At 69.4% G+C, this 17,117-nt stretch carries 16 protein-coding genes; 7 read left to right on the top strand and 9 right to left on the bottom strand.

Features of this window, described 5'->3' with window-relative positions; translation table 11 throughout:
* Positions 1-164: 164 nt before the first annotated feature.
* On the top strand, positions 165-884 hold the full coding sequence (locus tag OTB20_RS05650) for a VC0807 family protein (protein WP_267815480.1): 720 nt from the start codon (positions 165-167) through the stop codon (positions 882-884).
* Between the two features lie 69 nt (positions 885-953).
* Here OTB20_RS05650 and OTB20_RS05645 read toward each other — a convergent pair whose 3' ends face one another.
* Positions 954-2,336, bottom strand: coding sequence for a glycine--tRNA ligase (locus OTB20_RS05645; protein ID WP_267815479.1), 1,383 nt, complete (start codon positions 2,334-2,336; stop codon positions 954-956).
* A gap of 155 nt (positions 2,337-2,491) precedes the next feature.
* Between OTB20_RS05645 and OTB20_RS05640 the strand changes: the two genes are divergently transcribed.
* The 4 genes from OTB20_RS05640 to OTB20_RS05625 are packed head-to-tail and all read left to right on the top strand — an operon-like array spanning position 2,492 to position 5,635.
* Positions 2,492-3,457 (top strand): metal ABC transporter substrate-binding protein, encoded by a 966-nt coding sequence (locus OTB20_RS05640; RefSeq protein ID WP_267815478.1) that lies wholly within the window; start codon positions 2,492-2,494, stop codon positions 3,455-3,457.
* Positions 3,458-3,489: 32 nt separating this feature from the next.
* A complete protein-coding gene (locus tag OTB20_RS05635; RefSeq protein ID WP_267815477.1) occupies positions 3,490-4,281 on the top strand; it encodes a metal ABC transporter ATP-binding protein in 792 nt (263 codons plus the stop codon).
* On the top strand, positions 4,281-5,147 hold the full coding sequence (locus OTB20_RS05630; RefSeq protein ID WP_267815476.1) for a metal ABC transporter permease: 867 nt from the start codon (positions 4,281-4,283) through the stop codon (positions 5,145-5,147). The genes OTB20_RS05635 and OTB20_RS05630 overlap by 1 nt, the downstream gene beginning before the upstream one ends.
* Positions 5,148-5,206: 59 nt before the next feature.
* Positions 5,207-5,635 (top strand): transcriptional repressor, encoded by a 429-nt coding sequence (locus OTB20_RS05625; RefSeq protein ID WP_324289282.1) that lies wholly within the window; start codon positions 5,207-5,209, stop codon positions 5,633-5,635.
* On the opposite strand, the gene OTB20_RS05620 is transcribed toward OTB20_RS05625, so the two are convergent.
* The 6 genes from OTB20_RS05620 to OTB20_RS05595 all read right to left on the bottom strand — a co-directional run bounded on the left by OTB20_RS05620 (position 5,632) and on the right by OTB20_RS05595 (position 11,947).
* Positions 5,632-6,144: a YcxB family protein gene (locus tag OTB20_RS05620; protein WP_267815475.1), complete on the bottom strand. Its 513-nt coding sequence runs from the start codon at positions 6,142-6,144 to the stop codon at positions 5,632-5,634. The genes OTB20_RS05625 and OTB20_RS05620 overlap by 4 nt on opposite strands.
* A gap of 11 nt (positions 6,145-6,155) precedes the next feature.
* Entirely contained in the window at positions 6,156-6,983 is an 828-nt protein-coding gene (locus tag OTB20_RS05615; RefSeq protein WP_267753322.1) for an isoprenyl transferase, read from the bottom strand.
* An 11-nt stretch (positions 6,984-6,994) separates the two neighbouring features.
* Positions 6,995-7,741: a DNA repair protein RecO gene (gene recO / locus OTB20_RS05610; protein WP_267753320.1), complete on the bottom strand. Its 747-nt coding sequence runs from the start codon at positions 7,739-7,741 to the stop codon at positions 6,995-6,997.
* A gap of 52 nt (positions 7,742-7,793) precedes the next feature.
* A complete protein-coding gene (locus tag OTB20_RS05605; RefSeq protein WP_267815474.1) occupies positions 7,794-9,107 on the bottom strand; it encodes a phospholipase D-like domain-containing protein in 1,314 nt (437 codons plus the stop codon).
* Between the two features lie 115 nt (positions 9,108-9,222).
* Positions 9,223-10,803 (bottom strand): nucleobase:cation symporter-2 family protein, encoded by a 1,581-nt coding sequence (locus OTB20_RS05600; RefSeq protein WP_267815473.1) that lies wholly within the window; start codon positions 10,801-10,803, stop codon positions 9,223-9,225.
* Positions 10,804-11,314: 511 nt separating this feature from the next.
* On the bottom strand, positions 11,315-11,947 hold the full coding sequence (locus OTB20_RS05595) for a TetR/AcrR family transcriptional regulator (RefSeq protein WP_267815472.1): 633 nt from the start codon (positions 11,945-11,947) through the stop codon (positions 11,315-11,317).
* Between the two features lie 63 nt (positions 11,948-12,010).
* Between OTB20_RS05595 and OTB20_RS05590 the strand changes: the two genes are divergently transcribed.
* Positions 12,011-12,913: an alpha/beta fold hydrolase gene (locus OTB20_RS05590; RefSeq protein WP_267815471.1), complete on the top strand. Its 903-nt coding sequence runs from the start codon at positions 12,011-12,013 to the stop codon at positions 12,911-12,913.
* Positions 12,914-12,931: 18 nt separating this feature from the next.
* On the opposite strand, the gene OTB20_RS05585 is transcribed toward OTB20_RS05590, so the two are convergent.
* Both OTB20_RS05585 and leuA read right to left on the bottom strand, forming a co-directional pair.
* Positions 12,932-13,627 (bottom strand): TerB family tellurite resistance protein, encoded by a 696-nt coding sequence (locus OTB20_RS05585; protein ID WP_267815470.1) that lies wholly within the window; start codon positions 13,625-13,627, stop codon positions 12,932-12,934.
* Positions 13,628-13,915: 288 nt separating this feature from the next.
* A complete protein-coding gene (leuA, locus tag OTB20_RS05580; RefSeq protein ID WP_267815469.1) occupies positions 13,916-15,679 on the bottom strand; it encodes a 2-isopropylmalate synthase in 1,764 nt (587 codons plus the stop codon).
* 376 nt (positions 15,680-16,055) lie between these two features.
* On the opposite strand from leuA, the gene OTB20_RS05575 reads away from it, so the two are divergent.
* Positions 16,056-17,111 carry a M4 family metallopeptidase gene (locus tag OTB20_RS05575; RefSeq protein WP_267815468.1) on the top strand — a complete coding sequence of 352 codons (1,056 nt, stop codon included), beginning with the start codon at positions 16,056-16,058 and terminating at the stop codon, positions 17,109-17,111.
* Positions 17,112-17,117: the final 6 nt, after the last annotated feature.

Below are 17,117 nucleotides of genomic sequence, written 5' to 3'. Positions count from 1 at the left end.
CTTGGGGCGGGCAGTTCGCTCTGCAGGGCAGGGTCCGAGGGCCGGATGGAATCGGCCACTCCGGACAGCTTGATCATTTCTTGGGGCGGCAGGCCTTGCCACACCCCGGCCGTGTTCCTACGTTCCCCCTACCGCACATCATCAGGTCTGTTCCAGGGGGAACTTTGTCCGCTCAAGAAGTACCGGCAGCACAGTCCGGGCCGCCGGCCCGGTCCGGAGCCGCTGCCGCCATCGGCTGGATCCTGACCATCGGGTTCAACGTGGTCGCGCCCATCCTCACGTACAACATGCTCACCGACCGGGGCTGGAGCGAGTTCTCCGCGCTCCTGGTCAGTGGCGCCTGGCCGGTGGTCGACTCCCTCGTCCACCTCGCCTGGCGGCGCAAGATCGACGAATTCGCCGTGGTCACCCTGGTCTTCCTGGTGATCACCGCCCTCGTCACACTGATCGGCACCCACTCGGCCCGCGCCCTGCTCGTCAAGGACTCGGGAGTGACCGGCCTGTTCGGCGCGCTCTGCATCGCCACCCTGTTCACTCCCCGGCCGCTGATGTTCTACTTCGGCCGGAAGTTCGGGACCGACGGGACGAAGGAGGGCGTGGGGTACTTCAACGGCCTCTGGCAGTACCCCGACTTCCGCAAGGCGATGCGGCTGATGACCACCGTGTGGGGCGTCGCGTACCTGGTGGAGGCCTCGCTGCGGGTGGCGCTGGCCTACGCGCTGAGCGTGGACACGATGGTCGTGGTCAGCCCCGTCCTGATCTACGGCTTCCTTGTCGCGCTGATCTTCTGGACCGTCCGGTTCTCGAAGCGCACGCAGGCCGAGGGCAAGGCCAGGGCAGCGGCTCTGGCGACCGCCACCGGGCCCGGTCCCGTGCCCGCCTGACCTGCGTCGGATACGGCTGTGGCCCGGTGCGCGTCGCGCACCGGGCCACAGCGTTCTCGCGGCGGGAACCTAGCAGCCGAGCAGACGGCTGCCGAGGTAGCTCTGGATCTGGTCCAGGGAGACGCGCTCCTGCTTCATGGTGTCGCGCTCGCGCACGGTCACCGCGTTGTCGTCGAGGGTGTCGAAGTCGACGGTGACGCAGAACGGCGTACCGATCTCGTCCTGGCGACGGTAGCGGCGGCCGATGGCGCCCGCGTCGTCGAACTCGATGTTCCAGAACTTGCGCAGGTCGGCGGCGAGGCCCTTGGCCTTCGGCGACAGCTGCGCGTTGCGGGACAGCGGCAGGACGGCGACCTTGACCGGGGCCAGGCGCGGGTCGAGGCGCATCACGGCGCGCTTCTCCATGACGCCCTTGGCGTTGGGGGCCTCGTCCTCGTTGTACGCGTCGAGCATGAAGGCGAGCATGGCGCGGTTCACACCGGCCGCCGGCTCGATGACGTACGGGGTGTACTTCTCCTTGGTCTCCTGGTCGAAGTAGACGAGGTCCTGGCCGGAGGCGGCGGAGTGGGCCTTGAGGTCGAAGTCGGTGCGGTTGGCCACGCCTTCGAGCTCGGAGAACTCATTGCCACCGAAGTTGAAGCGGTACTCGATGTCGGCGGTGCGCTTCGAGTAGTGGGACAGCTTGTCCTTCGGGTGGTCGTACCAGCGGATGTTCTCCTCGCGGATGCCGAGGTCGCGGTACCAGTTCCACCGCTCCTGCATCCAGTACTCCTGCCACTGCTCGTCCTCGCCCGGCTTGACGAAGAACTCCATCTCCATCTGCTCGAACTCGCGGGTGCGGAAGATGAAGTTGCCGGGCGTGATCTCGTTGCGGAAGGACTTGCCCATCTGCGCGATGCCGAAGGGGGGCTTCTTGCGCGAGGAGGTCATGACATGGGCGAAGTTGGTGAAAATCCCCTGGGCCGTCTCGGGGCGCAGGTACGCCTTGGAGCCGGTGTCCTGGGTGGGGCCGAGGTGGGTCTCCAGCATGCCGGAGAACTGCTTGGGCTCGGTGAACTGGCCCTTCACGCCGCAGTTGGGGCAGTTGATGTCGGCGAGACCGTTGGCGGGCGTGCGGCCGTGCTTGGCCTCGTACGCCTCTTCCAGGTGGTCGGCGCGGTGGCGCTTGTGACAGGAGGTGCACTCGGTCAGCGGGTCCGAGAAGGTACCGACATGGCCGGACGCCACCCAGACCTCGGGGGCCAGGATCACGGACGAGTCGAGGCCGACGATGTCCTCACGCCCGGTGACCATCGCCTTCCACCACTGGCGCTTGATGTTCTCCTTGAGCTCGACACCGAGCGGGCCGTAGTCCCAGGCGGCCTTGGAGCCGCCGTAGATCTCACTGCACGGGAAAACGAAGCCACGGCGCTTGCTCAGGCTGACGATGGTTTCGATCTTGTCGGCGGCCACGGTGCTCTCTTCATTTACGAGGACGAACGGCGAAGCCTCAAGGTTACCGGCGCCCGCACCCCCTCCTTCAAATCGGGCCCCCCGCCCACGGCCCCCGGCACCCCTCCCACCAGCGTTGTTGACAATCGTTTCCATCTTTGATGAAAATGGATGTCATGAACGTACGACGACGCCTCATACCCACCGCCGCCCTCGCCGGCGCCGCTGCCCTCGCCGCCACGGCCCTCACCGCCTGCTCGGGCACGGCCGGAGCCGCCGGAGCCAAGGACGGCAAGCTCGACGTGATGGCGTCGTTCTATCCGATGCAGTTCCTCGCCGAGCAGATCGGCAAGGACCACGTGAAGGTCGACACCCTGACCAAGCCGGGGGTCGAGCCGCACGACCTGGAGATCACCCCGAAGCAGACCGCACAGCTCGGCGAGGCCGATGTCGTCCTCTACTTCAAGACGCTGCAGCCCGCCGTCGACAAGGCCGTCGCCCAGTCCGGCGTGAAGAACATCGTCGACGCCGCCAGCCTCACCGAGCTGGAGGTGCACAGCACCTCCGGTCACGACGACCACGATCACGCCGCCGAAGAGGGCCACAACGACGGCGAGGCCGGCCAGGACCCGCACGTCTGGCTCGATCCGGTCAAGTACGCGGAGATCGCCAAGGGCGTCGGCGCGGCCCTGGAGAAGTCCGACCCCGACCACGCGGCGGACTACAAGAAGAACACGGACGAGCTGGTCGCCGAACTGGGCACGCTCGACACGGAGTTCAAGGACGGCCTGAAGAACACGGCCTCCAAGACCTTCATCACCACCCACTCCGCCTTCGGCTACCTCGCCGAGCGCTACGGCCTCGACCAGGAGGGCATCTCCGGCGTCGACCCCGAGTCGGAGCCGAGCCCGGCCCGGATGAAGGACCTGCAGGCCCTGGCGAAGCAGGACAATGTGACGACGGTGTTCTTCGAGACCCTGGCCAGCGACAAGACGGCCAAGTCCCTCGCCGCGGACACCGGCCTGAAGACCGACGTCCTGGATCCCATGGAGGGAATCACGGACAAGTCCCAGGGCGCTGACTACTTCGAGGTCATGCGGGCCAACCTGAAGAACCTCCAGAAGGCGCTCGGCAGCAAGTAATGGCAGCAGTAGCAGCAACGGAGGCGCGAGCCATGGAGTCCAAGCCCACCGAGGCCCGGGACCAGCCCGTCATATCCCTGCGCGGGGCCACCGCCTCGCTCGGCTCGCGCCCCGTGCTGCGCGGCGTCGACCTGACCGTCCGCCGCGGCGAGGTCGTCGCCCTCCTCGGCGCCAACGGCTCCGGCAAGTCCACGGCCGTCCGCGCCGTGGTCGGCCAAGTCCCGCTGAGCGACGGCGCCCTCTCCCTCTTCGGCACCGATTTCAAGCGGTTCCGCGACTGGTCGCGCATCGGCTACGTGCCCCAGCGCACCACCGCCGCCAGCGGGGTCCCGGCCACCGTCCGCGAGGTCGTCTCCGCCGGCCGGCTCGCCCGCACCCGTTTCGGGTTCCTGCGCAAGAGCGACCGGGCCGCCGTGGAACGCGCGCTGGACCTGGTCGACATGGGCTCGTACGCCGACGCCTCCGTCAACGCCCTCTCCGGCGGCCAGCACCAGCGGGTACTCATCGCCCGCGCGCTCGCCGTCGAGCCCGAGCTGCTGATCATGGACGAGCCGATGGCCGGCGTGGACCTGGCCAACCAGGAGGTCCTGGCGAACGCCCTGCGCAGCCAGGTCGCCGCCGGCACCACCGTGCTGCTCGTCCTGCACGAGCTGGGCCCGCTGGAGCCGCTCATCGACCGGGCCGTCGTCCTGCGCGACGGCTGCGTCACGCACGACGGCCCGCCCCCGGAGGCCCTGGGCCAGCACGCGCTGCCCGGCCACGACCACGTACACCCCCACTCGGCGCACGACGCCGAGCCGCTCCGGACGGGACTGCTGAGCTGATGGACATCCTCGACTACGCCTTCATGCAGCGGGCCCTGATCGCGGCCGCCCTGGTCGGCGTCACGGCCCCCGCGATCGGCACGTACCTCGTACAGCGCCGCCAGGCGGTCATGGGCGACGGCATCGGGCACGTGGCCATGACCGGCGTCGCGCTCGGCTTCCTGCTCAACACCAGCCCGGTGTGGATGGCCACCCTCGTCGCGGTCATCGGCGCGGTCGGCATGGAGCTGATCCGCTCCCGCGGCCGGACCAGCGGGGACATCGCGCTGGCCATGCTCTTCTACGGTGGCCTGGCCGGCGGCGTCATGATCATCAATCTGGCTCCGGGCGGCTCGACGGCCAACCTGAGCAGCTACCTGTTCGGCTCCATCACCACCGTCTCGGCCGAGGACATCACCGCGGTCGTGATCCTCGCCCTGTTCGTCGTCGCCGTCACCATCGGTCTGCGCCGGCAACTGTTCGCGGTCTGCCAGGACGAGGAGTTCGCCCGGGTCACCGGCCTGCCGGTGCGCTTCCTGAACCTGCTGATGGCCGTCACCGCCGCCGTCACCGTCACCGTCGCGATGCGCATCGTCGGCCTGCTGCTGGTCAGCGCCATGATGGTGATCCCGGTCGCCGCCGCCCAGCGCGTCACCCGCGGGTTCACCGCCACCCTGACCGTGTCCATGGTGATCGGCGTGCTGGTCTCCCTCTCCGGCACGGCGACCACGTACTACATCGACGTGCCCTCGGGCGCCACGATCGTGCTGTTCGCCATCGCCGTCTTCATGGTGATGACCGCCGTGTCCACTCCCCTGGCCCGGCGCCGGGCCAGGGCCGCCCACGCCGCCGAAGAGGTCTGTACGCGGGACGACGTGAAGGTCTGAAGGGCTCGGGCACTCGGCCGCCTGGCACAATGGGCCGAGGCCGAAACGAGGAGGAACCGGTGGCGACTGCGCCTGGCGAGATGAATACCGCGCCAGTACGAGGACGATCCACCCGACAGCGGGCCGCCGTAGCGGCGGCGCTGGACGAGGTGGACGAGTTCCGCAGTGCCCAGGAACTCCACGACATGCTCAAGCACCGCGGCGACTCCGTGGGTCTGACCACCGTCTACCGCACCCTGCAGTCCCTCGCGGACGCCGGCGAGGTCGACGTGCTGCGGACCAGTGACGGCGAGTCCGTCTACCGGCGCTGCTCCACCGGGGACCACCACCACCACCTGGTCTGCCGCAAGTGCGGCAAGGCCGTCGAGGTGGAGGGTCCGGCCGTGGAGAAGTGGGCGGAGGCCATCGCGGCGGAGCACGGCTACGTGAACGTCGCCCACACGGTGGAGATCTTCGGCACCTGCGCGGACTGCGCGGCGGCCGGCTAGAACCGGCGCAGCTTGCCGTCCAGCAGGGCCCGTACGCGCGCCAGGTCGGCGGGGTCGGTCGCGCCCCGCTTGGGCAGTGCCACGAGGGCGCGTCCACGCTTCTCGCTCAGCACGAACAGCTCCGGCGTCTCGCAGTACCCGGAAAAGCCCTGCCAGTCGACGGTGGAGCCGTCGGGCCCGGCACCCGTGGTGCTGATCCCGGCCTCGCTCACCAGCGTCCGGCAGTCCCCGTGGGACTCGACCCGCGCGTAGCTCTCGCGGGCGATCCGGTTGCGGCCCCGTACCGTGCCGGTCACCGCGGTGAGGAGCACGACGCCGGTCGCGATGAGGCTGATGACGGGATCGAAGCCGCGCACCCACGCGTACAGCCCCACCCCGGTCAGCGCCATCACGGTGGGCAGGACCAGCTCCCGGCGCCCGGGCCAGGTCCCGGAGGACCAGGCCCGCATCGCCGTCCGGTAGTCGTCGGCGGTCGGCCGGTAGTCGAGAACCATCTCCCCGTTGTCCACGACACGGGAGGCTACCCGGTGGTGCCGGGACCCTCCCCCTGGTTCGGCACCGCCCCGCCGAAGCGGCGGTCGCGCTGGGCGTACTCGTAGCAGGCCGCCCAGAGGTTGCGGCGGTCGAAGTCGGGCCACAGGACGTCCTGGAAGACCATCTCGGCGTACGCGCTCTGCCAGAGCAGGTAGTTGGAGGTGCGCTGCTCGCCGCTGGGGCGCAGGAAGAGGTCCACGTCCGGCATGTCCGGGTAGTACATGTACTTCGCGAAGGTCTTCTCGTTGACCTTCGACGGGTCGAGCTTGCCGGCCGCGACATCGCGCGCGATGGCCTGCGCCGCGTCCGCGATCTCCGCGCGGCCACCGTAGTTGACGCAGAAGTACAGGGTCATCGCGTCGTTGTCGACGGTCTGCTCCTGCGCGACCTGGAGCTCCTGGACGACCGACTTCCACATCTTCGGCATGCGGCCGACCCATCGGATGCGGATGCCCAGCTCGTTCATCTCGTCACGGCGGCGCCGGATGACGTCGCGGTTGAAGTTCATGAGGAAGCGCACCTCGTCGGGCGAGCGCTTCCAGTTCTCCGTCGAGAAGGCGTACAGGGAAAGGTTCTTGACGCCCATCTCCAGGCAGCCCTTGAGCACGTCGAGTACGACGCCCTCGCCGACCTTGTGGCCCTCGGTGCGCGGCAGGCCGCGCTCCTTGGCCCAGCGGCCGTTGCCGTCCATGACCACCGCGACGTGGTTCGGGACGAGCTCGCCGGGGATCTTCGGCGGGCGCTCACCGGACGGGTGCGGCTCGGGAACCTTGTACTCGCGGCGAGAGCGTCCCAGAATCCCGCGTCGTGCCATGTGCCCAGCTCCTATTTCTCGACGTACCGAAGGGAGCGTAGCCCGCGCTCCAGATGCCAGTGCAAGTAGGCGGAGACCAGCCCGCTGCCCTCCCGCACGTGACGCGCCTCGCACGCGTCCGCATGGCCCCAGTCGCCCGTCAGCAGTGCGCTGAGCAGGGCGATGGCCTCCGACGAGGGTACGACGCTGCCGGGAACGCGGCAGTCGCCGCATATGACCCCGCCCGCGCCGACGGAGAAGTGCCGGTTGGGTCCGTGGAGCCCGCATTTGGCACAGTCGTCGAAACTCGGCGCGTAGCCGTTGACGGCGAGGGAGCGCAGCAGGAAGGCGTCGAGGATGAGGTTCGGCGCGTGTTCGCCGCGCGAGAGGGTCCGCAGGGCGCCGACGAGCAGCAGGTACTGCTGCACGGCGGGCTCGCCCTCGTGGTCGGTGAACCGCTCGGCGGTCTCCAGCATCGCGGTGCCGGCGGTGTAGCGGGCGTAGTCGGTGACGATGCCGTTGCCGTACGGGGCGATGATCTGGGTCTGCGTGCAGAGCGGCAGGCTGCGGCCGATCAACTCGTTGCCGCGCGCGAAGAACTGCACGTCGGCGTGGGAGAAGGGTTCCAGCCCGGCGCCGAACTTGGACTTGGTGCGCCGGACCCCGCGGGCGACGGCCCGGACCCGGCCGTGCCCCCGGGTCAGGAGCGTGATGATGCGGTCCGCCTCACCCAGCTTCTGGGTGCGCAGCACGATGCCGTCGTCGCGGAACAGACTCATGGGCCCATTGTCCCGTACCCCACTGACAGGACGGGGCACGCGGGCGCCGGGATCAGGTCAGCGGGACGCAGCTGCCCGTGCGGGGCGGGCTGTAGCCCGGGAAGCCGTTGAGCTCGCGGTCGAAGTTGTCCTCGAAGGCTCCGTAGACGGCGTGATCGTCGATCTTCAGGATCGTCTCGTCGTAGCCGCGCAGCGAGGGGTAGGTGTAGTTCTGGCTGCCGGTGAAGACGAGCTCCCGGTTCGGGACCTCGTCGTAGGTGCCCTCGATCAGCATGTACTTCGAGTGGAGCCCGTACGCGGGCACCTGGCCGGTCGGGGAGCTGCACGCGCCGAGGTGGTTGAGCCCGCCGCGCTGCAGGATGTCCTTGACGGTGGAGCCGATGCTGCCGGGCTCGTTGTTCAGGAAGACGTAGACCTGGCACTTGGCGGCGCGCAGCTGGACGAGCCGGTCGGCGACCTGGGTGCGGGTGAAGGCGAACATCGCGACACGGATCTTGGTGGCTCCGCCGGCGCAGTCGACGGGGGCGAGCAGGTCCAGGACGGTGTCGGTGGCGGGCTCCGCGTACGGATCCTCGCCCGTCTCGCGGCGGGGGCCGAAGTAGGCCGTGTTCGGGCCGGCGGGGACGACCTGGTGGTAGTCGGGCTTGCCGGCGGCCGCGCTCGAGTACGACAGCTGGTCGGCGAAGTACTTCTGGTAGGCGTCGTACAGGGGCCGGTCGGGGACCGTGACCGCGTTGTTGTAGTACTTCGCCTTCTGGGTGTCGGTCAGGTTGGCCGAGGTCTGGAAGACGACGGCCGGGACGGCGCCGACCTTCTCGAACAGGAAGTACTTGTTGTGGTTGATCGGGTCGCTGTTCTTGATCTCCTTGGCGGGGCGGCCTCCTACGCAGCCGCGGAAGCGCGGGCAGACGTAGACGTAGGAGTCCTTGGTGCGGTCCACGCCGAGCTGGCGGACGAGCTTGGGGAACTCGCTGGCCACGCCGGTGGCCTTGGTGTTCTCCGGGGCCAGCCAGTCCGCGGCGGGGACGGGGAGGGCCTCGCTGTCGAGGACCAGCCGGATCTTGACGCCGTTCTTGTTCGCGTTGACCAGGGCGTCCGCCACCGCACCGTCGGTGAACAGGTACATCGATCCGGTGATCGAGGTGCCGGGCTCGGCGTGATCGACGAGGTCGACGAGCCGGTCGCGGATCTCGTCGGTGTTGCCCTCGCGGGGGTTGTTGAAGAGGGCCTGCGGGGTCGCCGCGGCGACGAAGGCCGGGTCGCGGACCTGGTAGTCGGCGGAGTGGGCCCCGCTCGTCGACAGGAGCGAGGCGACGGCGGCCAGTGCGGTGGCCGCCGCCACGCGGCCGAGGGCGCGTATGCGCATCGAGGAAGATCCGTTCGTCCGGGTCAGGAGAATTGGATCTTACGGCGGCCCTGCACCCACGACGGCAGCGTCCCCCGCCGGGCGCGAGCCCGGCGGGGGACACCCCTTGGGAGGGTCAGGCGGTCGGCGTGGGGGCGCTGCGCTCGCCCTCGGCCGACTGGGCCGGGATGGCTGCCGTGGGCTCGTCGTCCGCGTCCGCCGCGGCGGTGTCAGCCGCGGCGGTGTCAGCCGCGGCGGTGTCAGCCGCGTCGGCGTCGGCCGCGGCGCTGTCAGCCGCCGGGGCTTCGGCGAGCGGGGAGTCGGCCAGCGGGGAGGCGGCCGCCGGGACGCTGTGGGCGTCGTCCTTGCCCAGCCCGTTGAAGATCAGGTTCAGGACGATCGCGGCCGTGGCACCGAGCGTCACACCGCTGTTGAGCAGCGAGGAGAGGTCCGCGTTCATGTGCTCCTTGAAGAACACCGGAACGGTGGCCGGAAGCAGGGCGAAGGCCAGGGAGACGCCCACGATCAGCGCGTTCTTCTCCTCCTTGAGCTCGACCTTGCCCAGGGTCTGGATACCGGCCAGGGCCACCATGGCGAACATCACGGTCGCGGCGCCACCGAGGACCCCGTGCGGGACGGCGGCGACGATCGCGGCGGCCTTCGGGAGCAGACCGAGGACGATCATGAAGACGCCCGCGGCGACCACGACGAACCGGCTCTTGACCTTGGTCATCCGGACCAGGCCGACGTTCTCGGCGAAGGCCACGTACGGGAAGGAGTTGAGGACGCCGCCCAGCGCGGTCGCGGCGCCGTCGGCACGCAGGGCGCGGGCCACGGTCTCGCTGTCGATCTCCTTGCCGACGATGTCGCCGACGGCGTACGTGTCACCGGTCGTCTCGACCATGGTGATCAGCATGACGATGAGCATCAGGATGATCGGGAACCACTCGAACTTCGGGGCTCCGTAGTAGAACGGGGTGGTGATGCCGATCCAGTCCGAGTTGCTCACGTCACCGAACTTGGCGTCGCCGAGCAGGAAGGCGACGACGGTGCCGCCGACCAGGCCGAGCAGGATCGAGATGCTGTTGAGGAAGGGCCGGCCTAGCTTCATCAGGATGAGGATGAAGAGCATCGTGCCGCCGGCGTAGGCGAAGTGCTTCGGGGCACCGAAGTCGGGGCTGCCGAGGCCGCCCGCGGCGTCGTTCAGGCCGACCGGGATCAGCACGATGCCGAGGACGGTGATCACCGTGCCGGTGACGACCGGCGGGAAGATCCGCATGATGGTGCGGAAGGCCTTGGGCGGCAGCCAGGCGAAGGCGAAGGTGGCGATGCCGGCCGTGATGACCGCGCCGTAGATGACCAGGAGACCGGCGGTCCCGCCGCCCGCTCCGAGACCGATGGCGATCATCGGGGACACCGCGGTGAAGGTGACGCCCTGGATGAGGGGCAGCCGTGCGCCGATCCTGCCTATGCCCCACGCCTGGATGATCGAGGCGATACCGCAGGTGAAGAGGTCGGCATTGATCAGGTAGACGAGCTGCTCGGTGGTGAGCCCGAGAGCGCCGCCGACGATGATCGGAACGATCACCGCACCGGCGTAGAACGCGAGTACGTGCTGGAAGCCGTACAGCGCGAGCTTGGGGAGGGGGAGCACCTCGTCGACCGGGTGCGTGCTCTGCTTTCCGGTGGCGGAAAGCGGTGCGGCGACACGTGCCATCTCTGCCTTGCCCTTCAATGAGGTAGGTAACCGAGAGGAAGCTGGTGGAAGCTGGGGAATCTGGTCATCCCTGGCCGGAGTGGGTCGTTAGCCCGTTGATCCGTCAGGGTTGTCAGGACGTCCACGTGAATCGAAGCTCCGCGGTGTTACCGGCGGCGTCTCCTCGTGTGACCGGAATTGAACGCCTGTGGGGCCGCTCACAGATATCGTCGACTTCCACAAAGTGTTGACTCGCAGGCCCCCTCGATCTGGAGGTTTCTCCAGTGGCGGGGGACCCCCGGTGTCGGCTATGGACGATGATTCACGGAATCGACGCCTACCACTGCGCGAACGCGAAGGCTCTACGGGGTGACGTGCGGGTTAACGCTTCGCAGCCGTTCGGCCGGGCAAACCCAGAGGCACTCCTCCGGCCGTCCACCTGGCGGGAACAGCTCACACGGATGCAACGGCTCCGCGGTTCGAACGGAGCGGGAGAAGTGTGAAATCGGGGTCGCGAGGCCCGATTGTTACCTCAGAATGTGACGTTTTCTCCCGTCCCGGCGCCCGTAACCCCGTCCGAAGCGGCCAGAGCGGCCGAAACGATCGCCTGCGCCGCCTCCCGGGCGGCCAGAACCGGATCCGTACTGCGGTGGGCGCGGCCCAGCATGAAGGCGCCTTCCAGCAGCGCGATCACCGAGCCGGCCGTGTCGTGCGCGGCGCCGATCCCGTGGGCGGCGTAGTAGCCGGCCAGCGCGTCGACCCAGGAAGTGAAGATCTCGGAGGTGGCCCGGCGCAGCCCCTCGTGGGTGCTCGCCACCTCCAGCGCCACCGTGGCGACGGGGCAGGGATCGGCGAAGTCCAGCGCCTCCAGCGTGGCGGCGGCGCCGGTGAAGGCGTCCCGGGTCGCCGCCGCGGGATCGCGGGGATGACCGGAGCCCGGCCCGAAGAGTTCGCCGATCAGCTCCAGATAGGTCGCGCCGGAGCTGCGCAGGACCTCCTCGCCCAGCTGCGCCTTGCCTCCCGGGAAGAAATGGTAGGCGGACCCGTAGGGCGCCCGGGCCGTCGCCACGATCTGCTTCATGCCCGTGGCCGCGTACCCCTGGCGGCGGAAGAGCTCGGTCGCCGCGTGCAGAATGCGCGCTCTCGTATCGCCTGTCGTCGTCATCGGGTCTACTGTCTCACTAGATCGGTCTATCTAGTCAGTCCAGATCCGACCAGGGGGAACCGCATGCCCGACATCACGCTCGGCTCCGGCACCATCGAGTACACCGACACCGACAGCGGTACCGACGGGGACAGCGGTACTGGTCCCCGGGCGGACAGCCCCGCCCGCGAGACGCTCGTCCTGGTCCCCGGCCTCGGCTTCGACGCGTCCGTCTGGCAGCCCGTGGTCGACGAACTGCGCGCCGACTTCCGCGTTGTGGTCCCCGTGCTCCCCATCGGCGGCCACCGGCTCCCCATGGACCCCGGCGCAGACCTCTCCGCCCACGGGGTCGCGGCCCTCCTCGCCGAGTTCCTCGACCGCCTCGACCTGCGCGAGGTCACCCTCGTCCAGAACGACGCCGGCATCGCCCAACTCCTCGTGGGCGTCCGCGACGAGCGGATCGCACGCCTCGTCCTCGCCTCCTGCGAAGCCCTCGACAACTACCCGCCGGGCCTCCAGGGCAAGGCCCTGCACACCGCGAGCAAGATCCCCGGAGCGCTCCACCTGCTCCTGCGGTCCTTCCGCTCGCCCTTCCTCGCCGGGATGCGGACCTCCCTGGGCGGCATGGCCAAGCGGCCGATCCCGCACGAGCTGGTCCTGCGCTGGTACGGCCCGCTGCTCACCGACCCGGCGATCCGCCGCGACCTCGCCGCGTTCCTGCGCGGCACCCGCAAGGACACCTACCTCCGGGCCGCCGAGCAGCTGCGCACCTTCGACCGCCCCGCCCTCGTCGTCTGGGGCGCGGAGGACCGGATGATGCCGCCGCGGACCGGCCGCCGGCTCGCCGAACTGCTCCCGCACGGCGAGTACGTGGAGATCCCGGACGCCCGCACGCTGATCCCGTTCGACAACCCGCAGGCCCTGTCCGAGGCCCTGCGCCGCTTCATCGCGGCGCACCCCGCCCCGGTGGCGCGGGGCACCGCCTGAAGCACCGCGGGCGGCGTCCTACGGCGCCCGCACCGCCGACAGCAGCCGCGCGACCTCGTCCACGCCGATCCGCAGCGCCGCGCCCACCGTCGCCAGCACCTCGCGCTCCGCGGGGATGTACGGGCCGTCCGCCAGCGCGACGCGCGCGCCCTGCAGCAGGATCGATTCGCGGCCCGGGGCGGCCAGGTGCGGGGCCAGCGGCTCCAGGGCCTCGTGCAGTTCGATCGAGAGCGCGGCACCGCTGTAGTCGGGGCCCTCGTAGAGCCCGAGCCGTCCCTCCTCGGCGGCCAGTCCGTCGACGAGGGACTCCAGCTGCTCCTCGGTGCAGTCCTGGAACCCCGCGGACCGTACGGCGCTCACGGCGGCCTCCAGCGCACTGCGCGAGGCCGTCCCGCCGGCGGCCAGCACGGCCAGGGTCACGGTGTGCACGGCGTCGCGCAGCAGCGCGGAGAAGCGGGTGGTGGTGAGGTGGTCCAGGACCTCGGTGGAGAACCGCTCGCGGCAGCCCTGGCACTCGACGACGGGACCCGCCTGCCCGCGGGGCAGCAGTGGCACGCCGAGGACGGTGAACCGGCGCCGCCCGGTGCGCCGACGGTAGTTACGGTCGCCACCGCAGTCGGGGCAGAAGAACTCCCCGTCCCCCACGGTGCTCCAGGTGGTGCGGATACCCCAGACCGTCAGCTTCCGGCCGTCCCCACCCCGAACTGGCAGCACGTCGCACCTCCGTAACCTTCCGGCAACATCGCCGGGTTGGCGTGATGTTAGCCACATCAGTGAGGATGCGTCAGCAGTGTGACAAGACAACATCTCCCGGAGGCCCGTACTTGGCCGATCTGCGCCCCCCGCGCACGCCCCCTCCGAGGGCCTGTCCGGGCGCCCCGCCAGGGGCCCGCGGGAACGGCGAACCCCGCCGGCCCGGGGGAACGGCGGAACCCCGCCCCCTCCGGGAGGAGGGGCGGGGTTCCGGGGCGGGCGTGCGGGAGCCGGTCAGCCGGACGGGGATCAGCGGCCCGCGCGGTTGACGGCGGAGATGACCGCCTTCAGGGAGGCGCGGGTGGTGTTCGCGTCGATGCCGATGCCCCACAGGACGCGGCCGTCGATCGCGCACTCGATGTACGAGGCGGCGACCGCGGAGGCTCCCTCGCTCATCGTGTGCTCGGTGTAGTCCAGCAGACGGGCGTCGATGCCGACGGCGGCCAGCGCGTCGAAGAAGGCGGAGATCGGCCCGTTGCCGGTGCCGTCCAGAACGGCCTCGGCGCCGTCCACGACCGCCTCGACGGTCAGCGTGTCGGTGCCGTCCTTGTCGGTGGCCGTCGAGCCGGAGCGCAGCTGGATGCGGCCCCACGGGTTCTCGGGGTTGGGCAGGTACTCGTCCTGGAAGACGTCCCAGATCGCCTTCGGGGTGACCTCGCCGCCCTCGGAGTCGGTCTTGGCCTGGATGATCCGCGAGAACTCGATCTGCATGCGGCGCGGCAGGTCCAGCTTGTGGTCGTTCTTCAGGACGTACGCGATGCCGCCCTTGCCGGACTGCGAGTTGACCCGGATGACCGCCTCGTAGGAGCGGCCGACGTCCTTCGGGTCGATCGGCAGGTACGGGACCGCCCACTCGATCTCGTCGACGGTCTTGCCCTGGGCGGCCGCGTCGGCGTCCCTGGCGTCGAAGCCCTTCTTGATGGCGTCCTGGTGGGAGCCGGAGAAGGCGGTGTAGACCAGATCGCCCGCGTAGGGGTGGCGCGGGTGTACTTCCATCTGGTTGCAGTACTCGCTCGTCCGACGGATCTCGTCGATCTGCGAGAAGTCGATCTGCGGGTCGACGCCCTGGGAGAACAGGTTCATGCCCAGCGTGATCAGGTCGACGTTGCCGGTGCGCTCGCCCTGTCCGAACAGGCAGCCCTCGATGCGGTCCGCGCCGGCCATCAGGGCCAGTTCGGCGGCCGCCACGGCGGTGCCGCGGTCGTTGTGCGGGTGCACGGAGATGCAGATGTGCGCACGGCGGGTCAGGTTGCGGGCCATCCACTCGAAGCGGTCCGCGTGGGTGGAGGGCGTGGAGCGCTCCACGGTGGCGGGCAGGTTCAGGATGATCTCGCGGCCCTCGCCCGGCTGCCAGACGTCACAGACGGCCTCGCAGACCTCCAGGGCGAAGTCCAGCTCGGTGTCGGTGAAGATCTCCGGGCTGTACTGGTAGCCGAAGACGGTGTCGGAGCCCAGCAGCTTGTCGGCGTACTCCATGACCAGGCGGGTGCCGTCGACGGCGATCTGCTTGATCTGCTCCTTGGAGCCGCGGAAGACGACCCGGCGGAAGGTGGGCGCGGTCGCGTTGTACAGGTGCACAGTGGCGCGCTTGGCGCCGATCAGCGACTCGACGGTCCGCTCGATCAGGTCCTCGCGGGCCTGGGTCAGTACGGAGATGGTGACGTCGTCCGGGATCGCGCCCTCTTCGATGATGGAGCGCACGAAGTTGAAGTCGGTCTCACCGGAGGACGGGAAGCCGACCTCGATCTCCTTGTAGCCCATGCGCACCAGCAGGTCGAACATCTCGCGCTTGCGGGCGGGGGTCATCGGGTCGATCAGCGACTGGTTGCCGTCGCGCAGGTCCGTGGACAGCCAGCGGGGCGCCTTGGTGACGCGGGCCTCGGGCCAGGTGCGGTCGGGGATGTCCACTTGCTCGTACGAGCCGTACTTGTGGATCGGCATCCCGGAGGGCTTCTGGGTGTGGGTCGCGTTCGTGATGGGCGTGGGGCGACCGGCAAAGCTGTGCTGGCTCATGGCGTAGGGCTCCTCGCGTGTCCGCGTGTAGTTCGCTGGGACGGCCGACGGGCGGTCGCATAACCGCAACACCGAACTCCGCGGGGAGGGGGTCGGCCTACGACTACAGACCCTCGCCGCGGCAGCTAAGGAGAAGCAGCCCGAAACGCATGATGGATCGAGCCTAACCGAGCCGCCCCGTCCTGCGGGACCTGTTTCAGTATGCAAGACCCGTGGGTCTGTTTTGCACCCTTTGTGAATTAAGCCTCTTTGATGCTCGCCTACCCGACCCGATGTCCGGTCGATCCGTCAACCTGACGCGAAGGCTTTCAGACAAGCGAATGAATCATGGTCGCAGCTAGTGACAGAGTCATTACGCACTGCCACATTGCCGGGTATGGAAGCCTTCCTCCCCCACCGTCACCCCGTCTTCTGCACCGTGGTGCCGCCCCACCTGCTGAACAAGATCGCCCAGTCCGAGGACCCCGCCCGCGCGGCCGCCGCCCGGCGCACCCTCGAACTGGACGCCTCCCACCGGGTCCGGCGCCTGATGACCGTCCTCCCGCCCGCGGAGGAGACGGTCTCCGACGGCCCCGAACGGACCGTCTACGACGCGGAGCACCACACCCGGCTGCCCGGGAAGAAGGTCCGCGGCGAGGGCGGGGACGCCGGCCAGGACGCCAGCGTGAACCGTGCCTACGCCGGGCTCGGGGCCACCTTCGAGCTCTACCTCAAGGCCTTCGGACGCCACTCCATCGACGACGCCGGCCTGCCGCTGAACGCCAGCGTCCACTACGACCGGCTGTACAACAACGCCTTCTGGGACGGCAGCCAGATGGTGTTCGGCGACGGCGACGGCGATCTCTTCCTCGACTTCACCGTGTCCGTGGACGTCATCGGGCACGAGCTGACCCACGGGGTCACCCAGCACACCGCCGACCTGGAGTACTACGGCCAGTCCGGCGCGCTCAACGAGTCCATGTCCGATGTCTTCGGCTCCCTCATCAAGCAGTACTCGCTGGACCAGACGGCCGAGGACGCCGACTGGCTGATCGGCGCCGGACTGCTCGGGCCGTCCGTGGACAGCGGCTTCGCCCTGCGGTCGATGAAGGCGCCCGGGACGGCGTACGAGGACGACGAGCTCGGAAAGGACCCCCAGCCCGCGACGATGGACGGCTACGTCCGCACCTCGCGCGACAACGGCGGGGTGCACATCAACTCCGGCATCCCCAACCACGCCTTCTACATCGTGGCCTCCGAGCTCGGCGGCAAGGCCTGGGAGCGGGCCGGACGGATCTGGTACGACACCCTGACCGGCGGCGAGCTGGGCCCGAAGGCGGACTTCGCCCGGTTCGCCGCCCTGACGACCGCGGCGGCCGTCACCCGGTACGGCGAGGGCGGTACGGAACACCAGGCGCTGCAGAAGGCGTGGTCGGCGGTCGGGTTGGGGTAGAAGGGC

The sequence above is a fragment of the Streptomyces sp. H27-H1 genome, assembly GCF_026627445.1.
GTDB lineage: Bacteria > Actinomycetota > Actinomycetes > Streptomycetales > Streptomycetaceae > Streptomyces.
Note: the sequence above shows the minus strand (reverse complement) of the source record. Positions and strands in the feature narration are given on the sequence as shown.

Excerpts from the sequence above, each read along its gene's own strand:
- OTB20_RS05630 (WP_267815476.1), top strand. The coding sequence starts at position 4,281 with ATGGACATCCTCGACTACGCCTTCATGCAGCGGGCCCTGATCGCGGCC.
- recO (WP_267753320.1), bottom strand. The coding sequence starts at position 7,741 with ATGAGTCTGTTCCGCGACGACGGCATCGTGCTGCGCACCCAGAAGCTG.
- OTB20_RS05590 (WP_267815471.1), top strand. The coding sequence starts at position 12,011 with ATGCCCGACATCACGCTCGGCTCCGGCACCATCGAGTACACCGACACC.
- OTB20_RS05605 (WP_267815474.1), bottom strand. The coding sequence starts at position 9,107 with ATGCGCATACGCGCCCTCGGCCGCGTGGCGGCGGCCACCGCACTGGCC.
- OTB20_RS05615 (WP_267753322.1), bottom strand. The coding sequence starts at position 6,983 with ATGGCACGACGCGGGATTCTGGGACGCTCTCGCCGCGAGTACAAGGTT.
- OTB20_RS05640 (WP_267815478.1), top strand. The coding sequence starts at position 2,492 with ATGAACGTACGACGACGCCTCATACCCACCGCCGCCCTCGCCGGCGCC.
- OTB20_RS05595 (WP_267815472.1), bottom strand. The coding sequence starts at position 11,947 with ATGACGACGACAGGCGATACGAGAGCGCGCATTCTGCACGCGGCGACC.
- leuA (WP_267815469.1), bottom strand. The coding sequence starts at position 15,679 with ATGAGCCAGCACAGCTTTGCCGGTCGCCCCACGCCCATCACGAACGCG.
- OTB20_RS05575 (WP_267815468.1), top strand. The coding sequence starts at position 16,056 with ATGGAAGCCTTCCTCCCCCACCGTCACCCCGTCTTCTGCACCGTGGTG.
- OTB20_RS05635 (WP_267815477.1), top strand. The coding sequence starts at position 3,490 with ATGGAGTCCAAGCCCACCGAGGCCCGGGACCAGCCCGTCATATCCCTG.
- OTB20_RS05600 (WP_267815473.1), bottom strand. The coding sequence starts at position 10,803 with ATGGCACGTGTCGCCGCACCGCTTTCCGCCACCGGAAAGCAGAGCACG.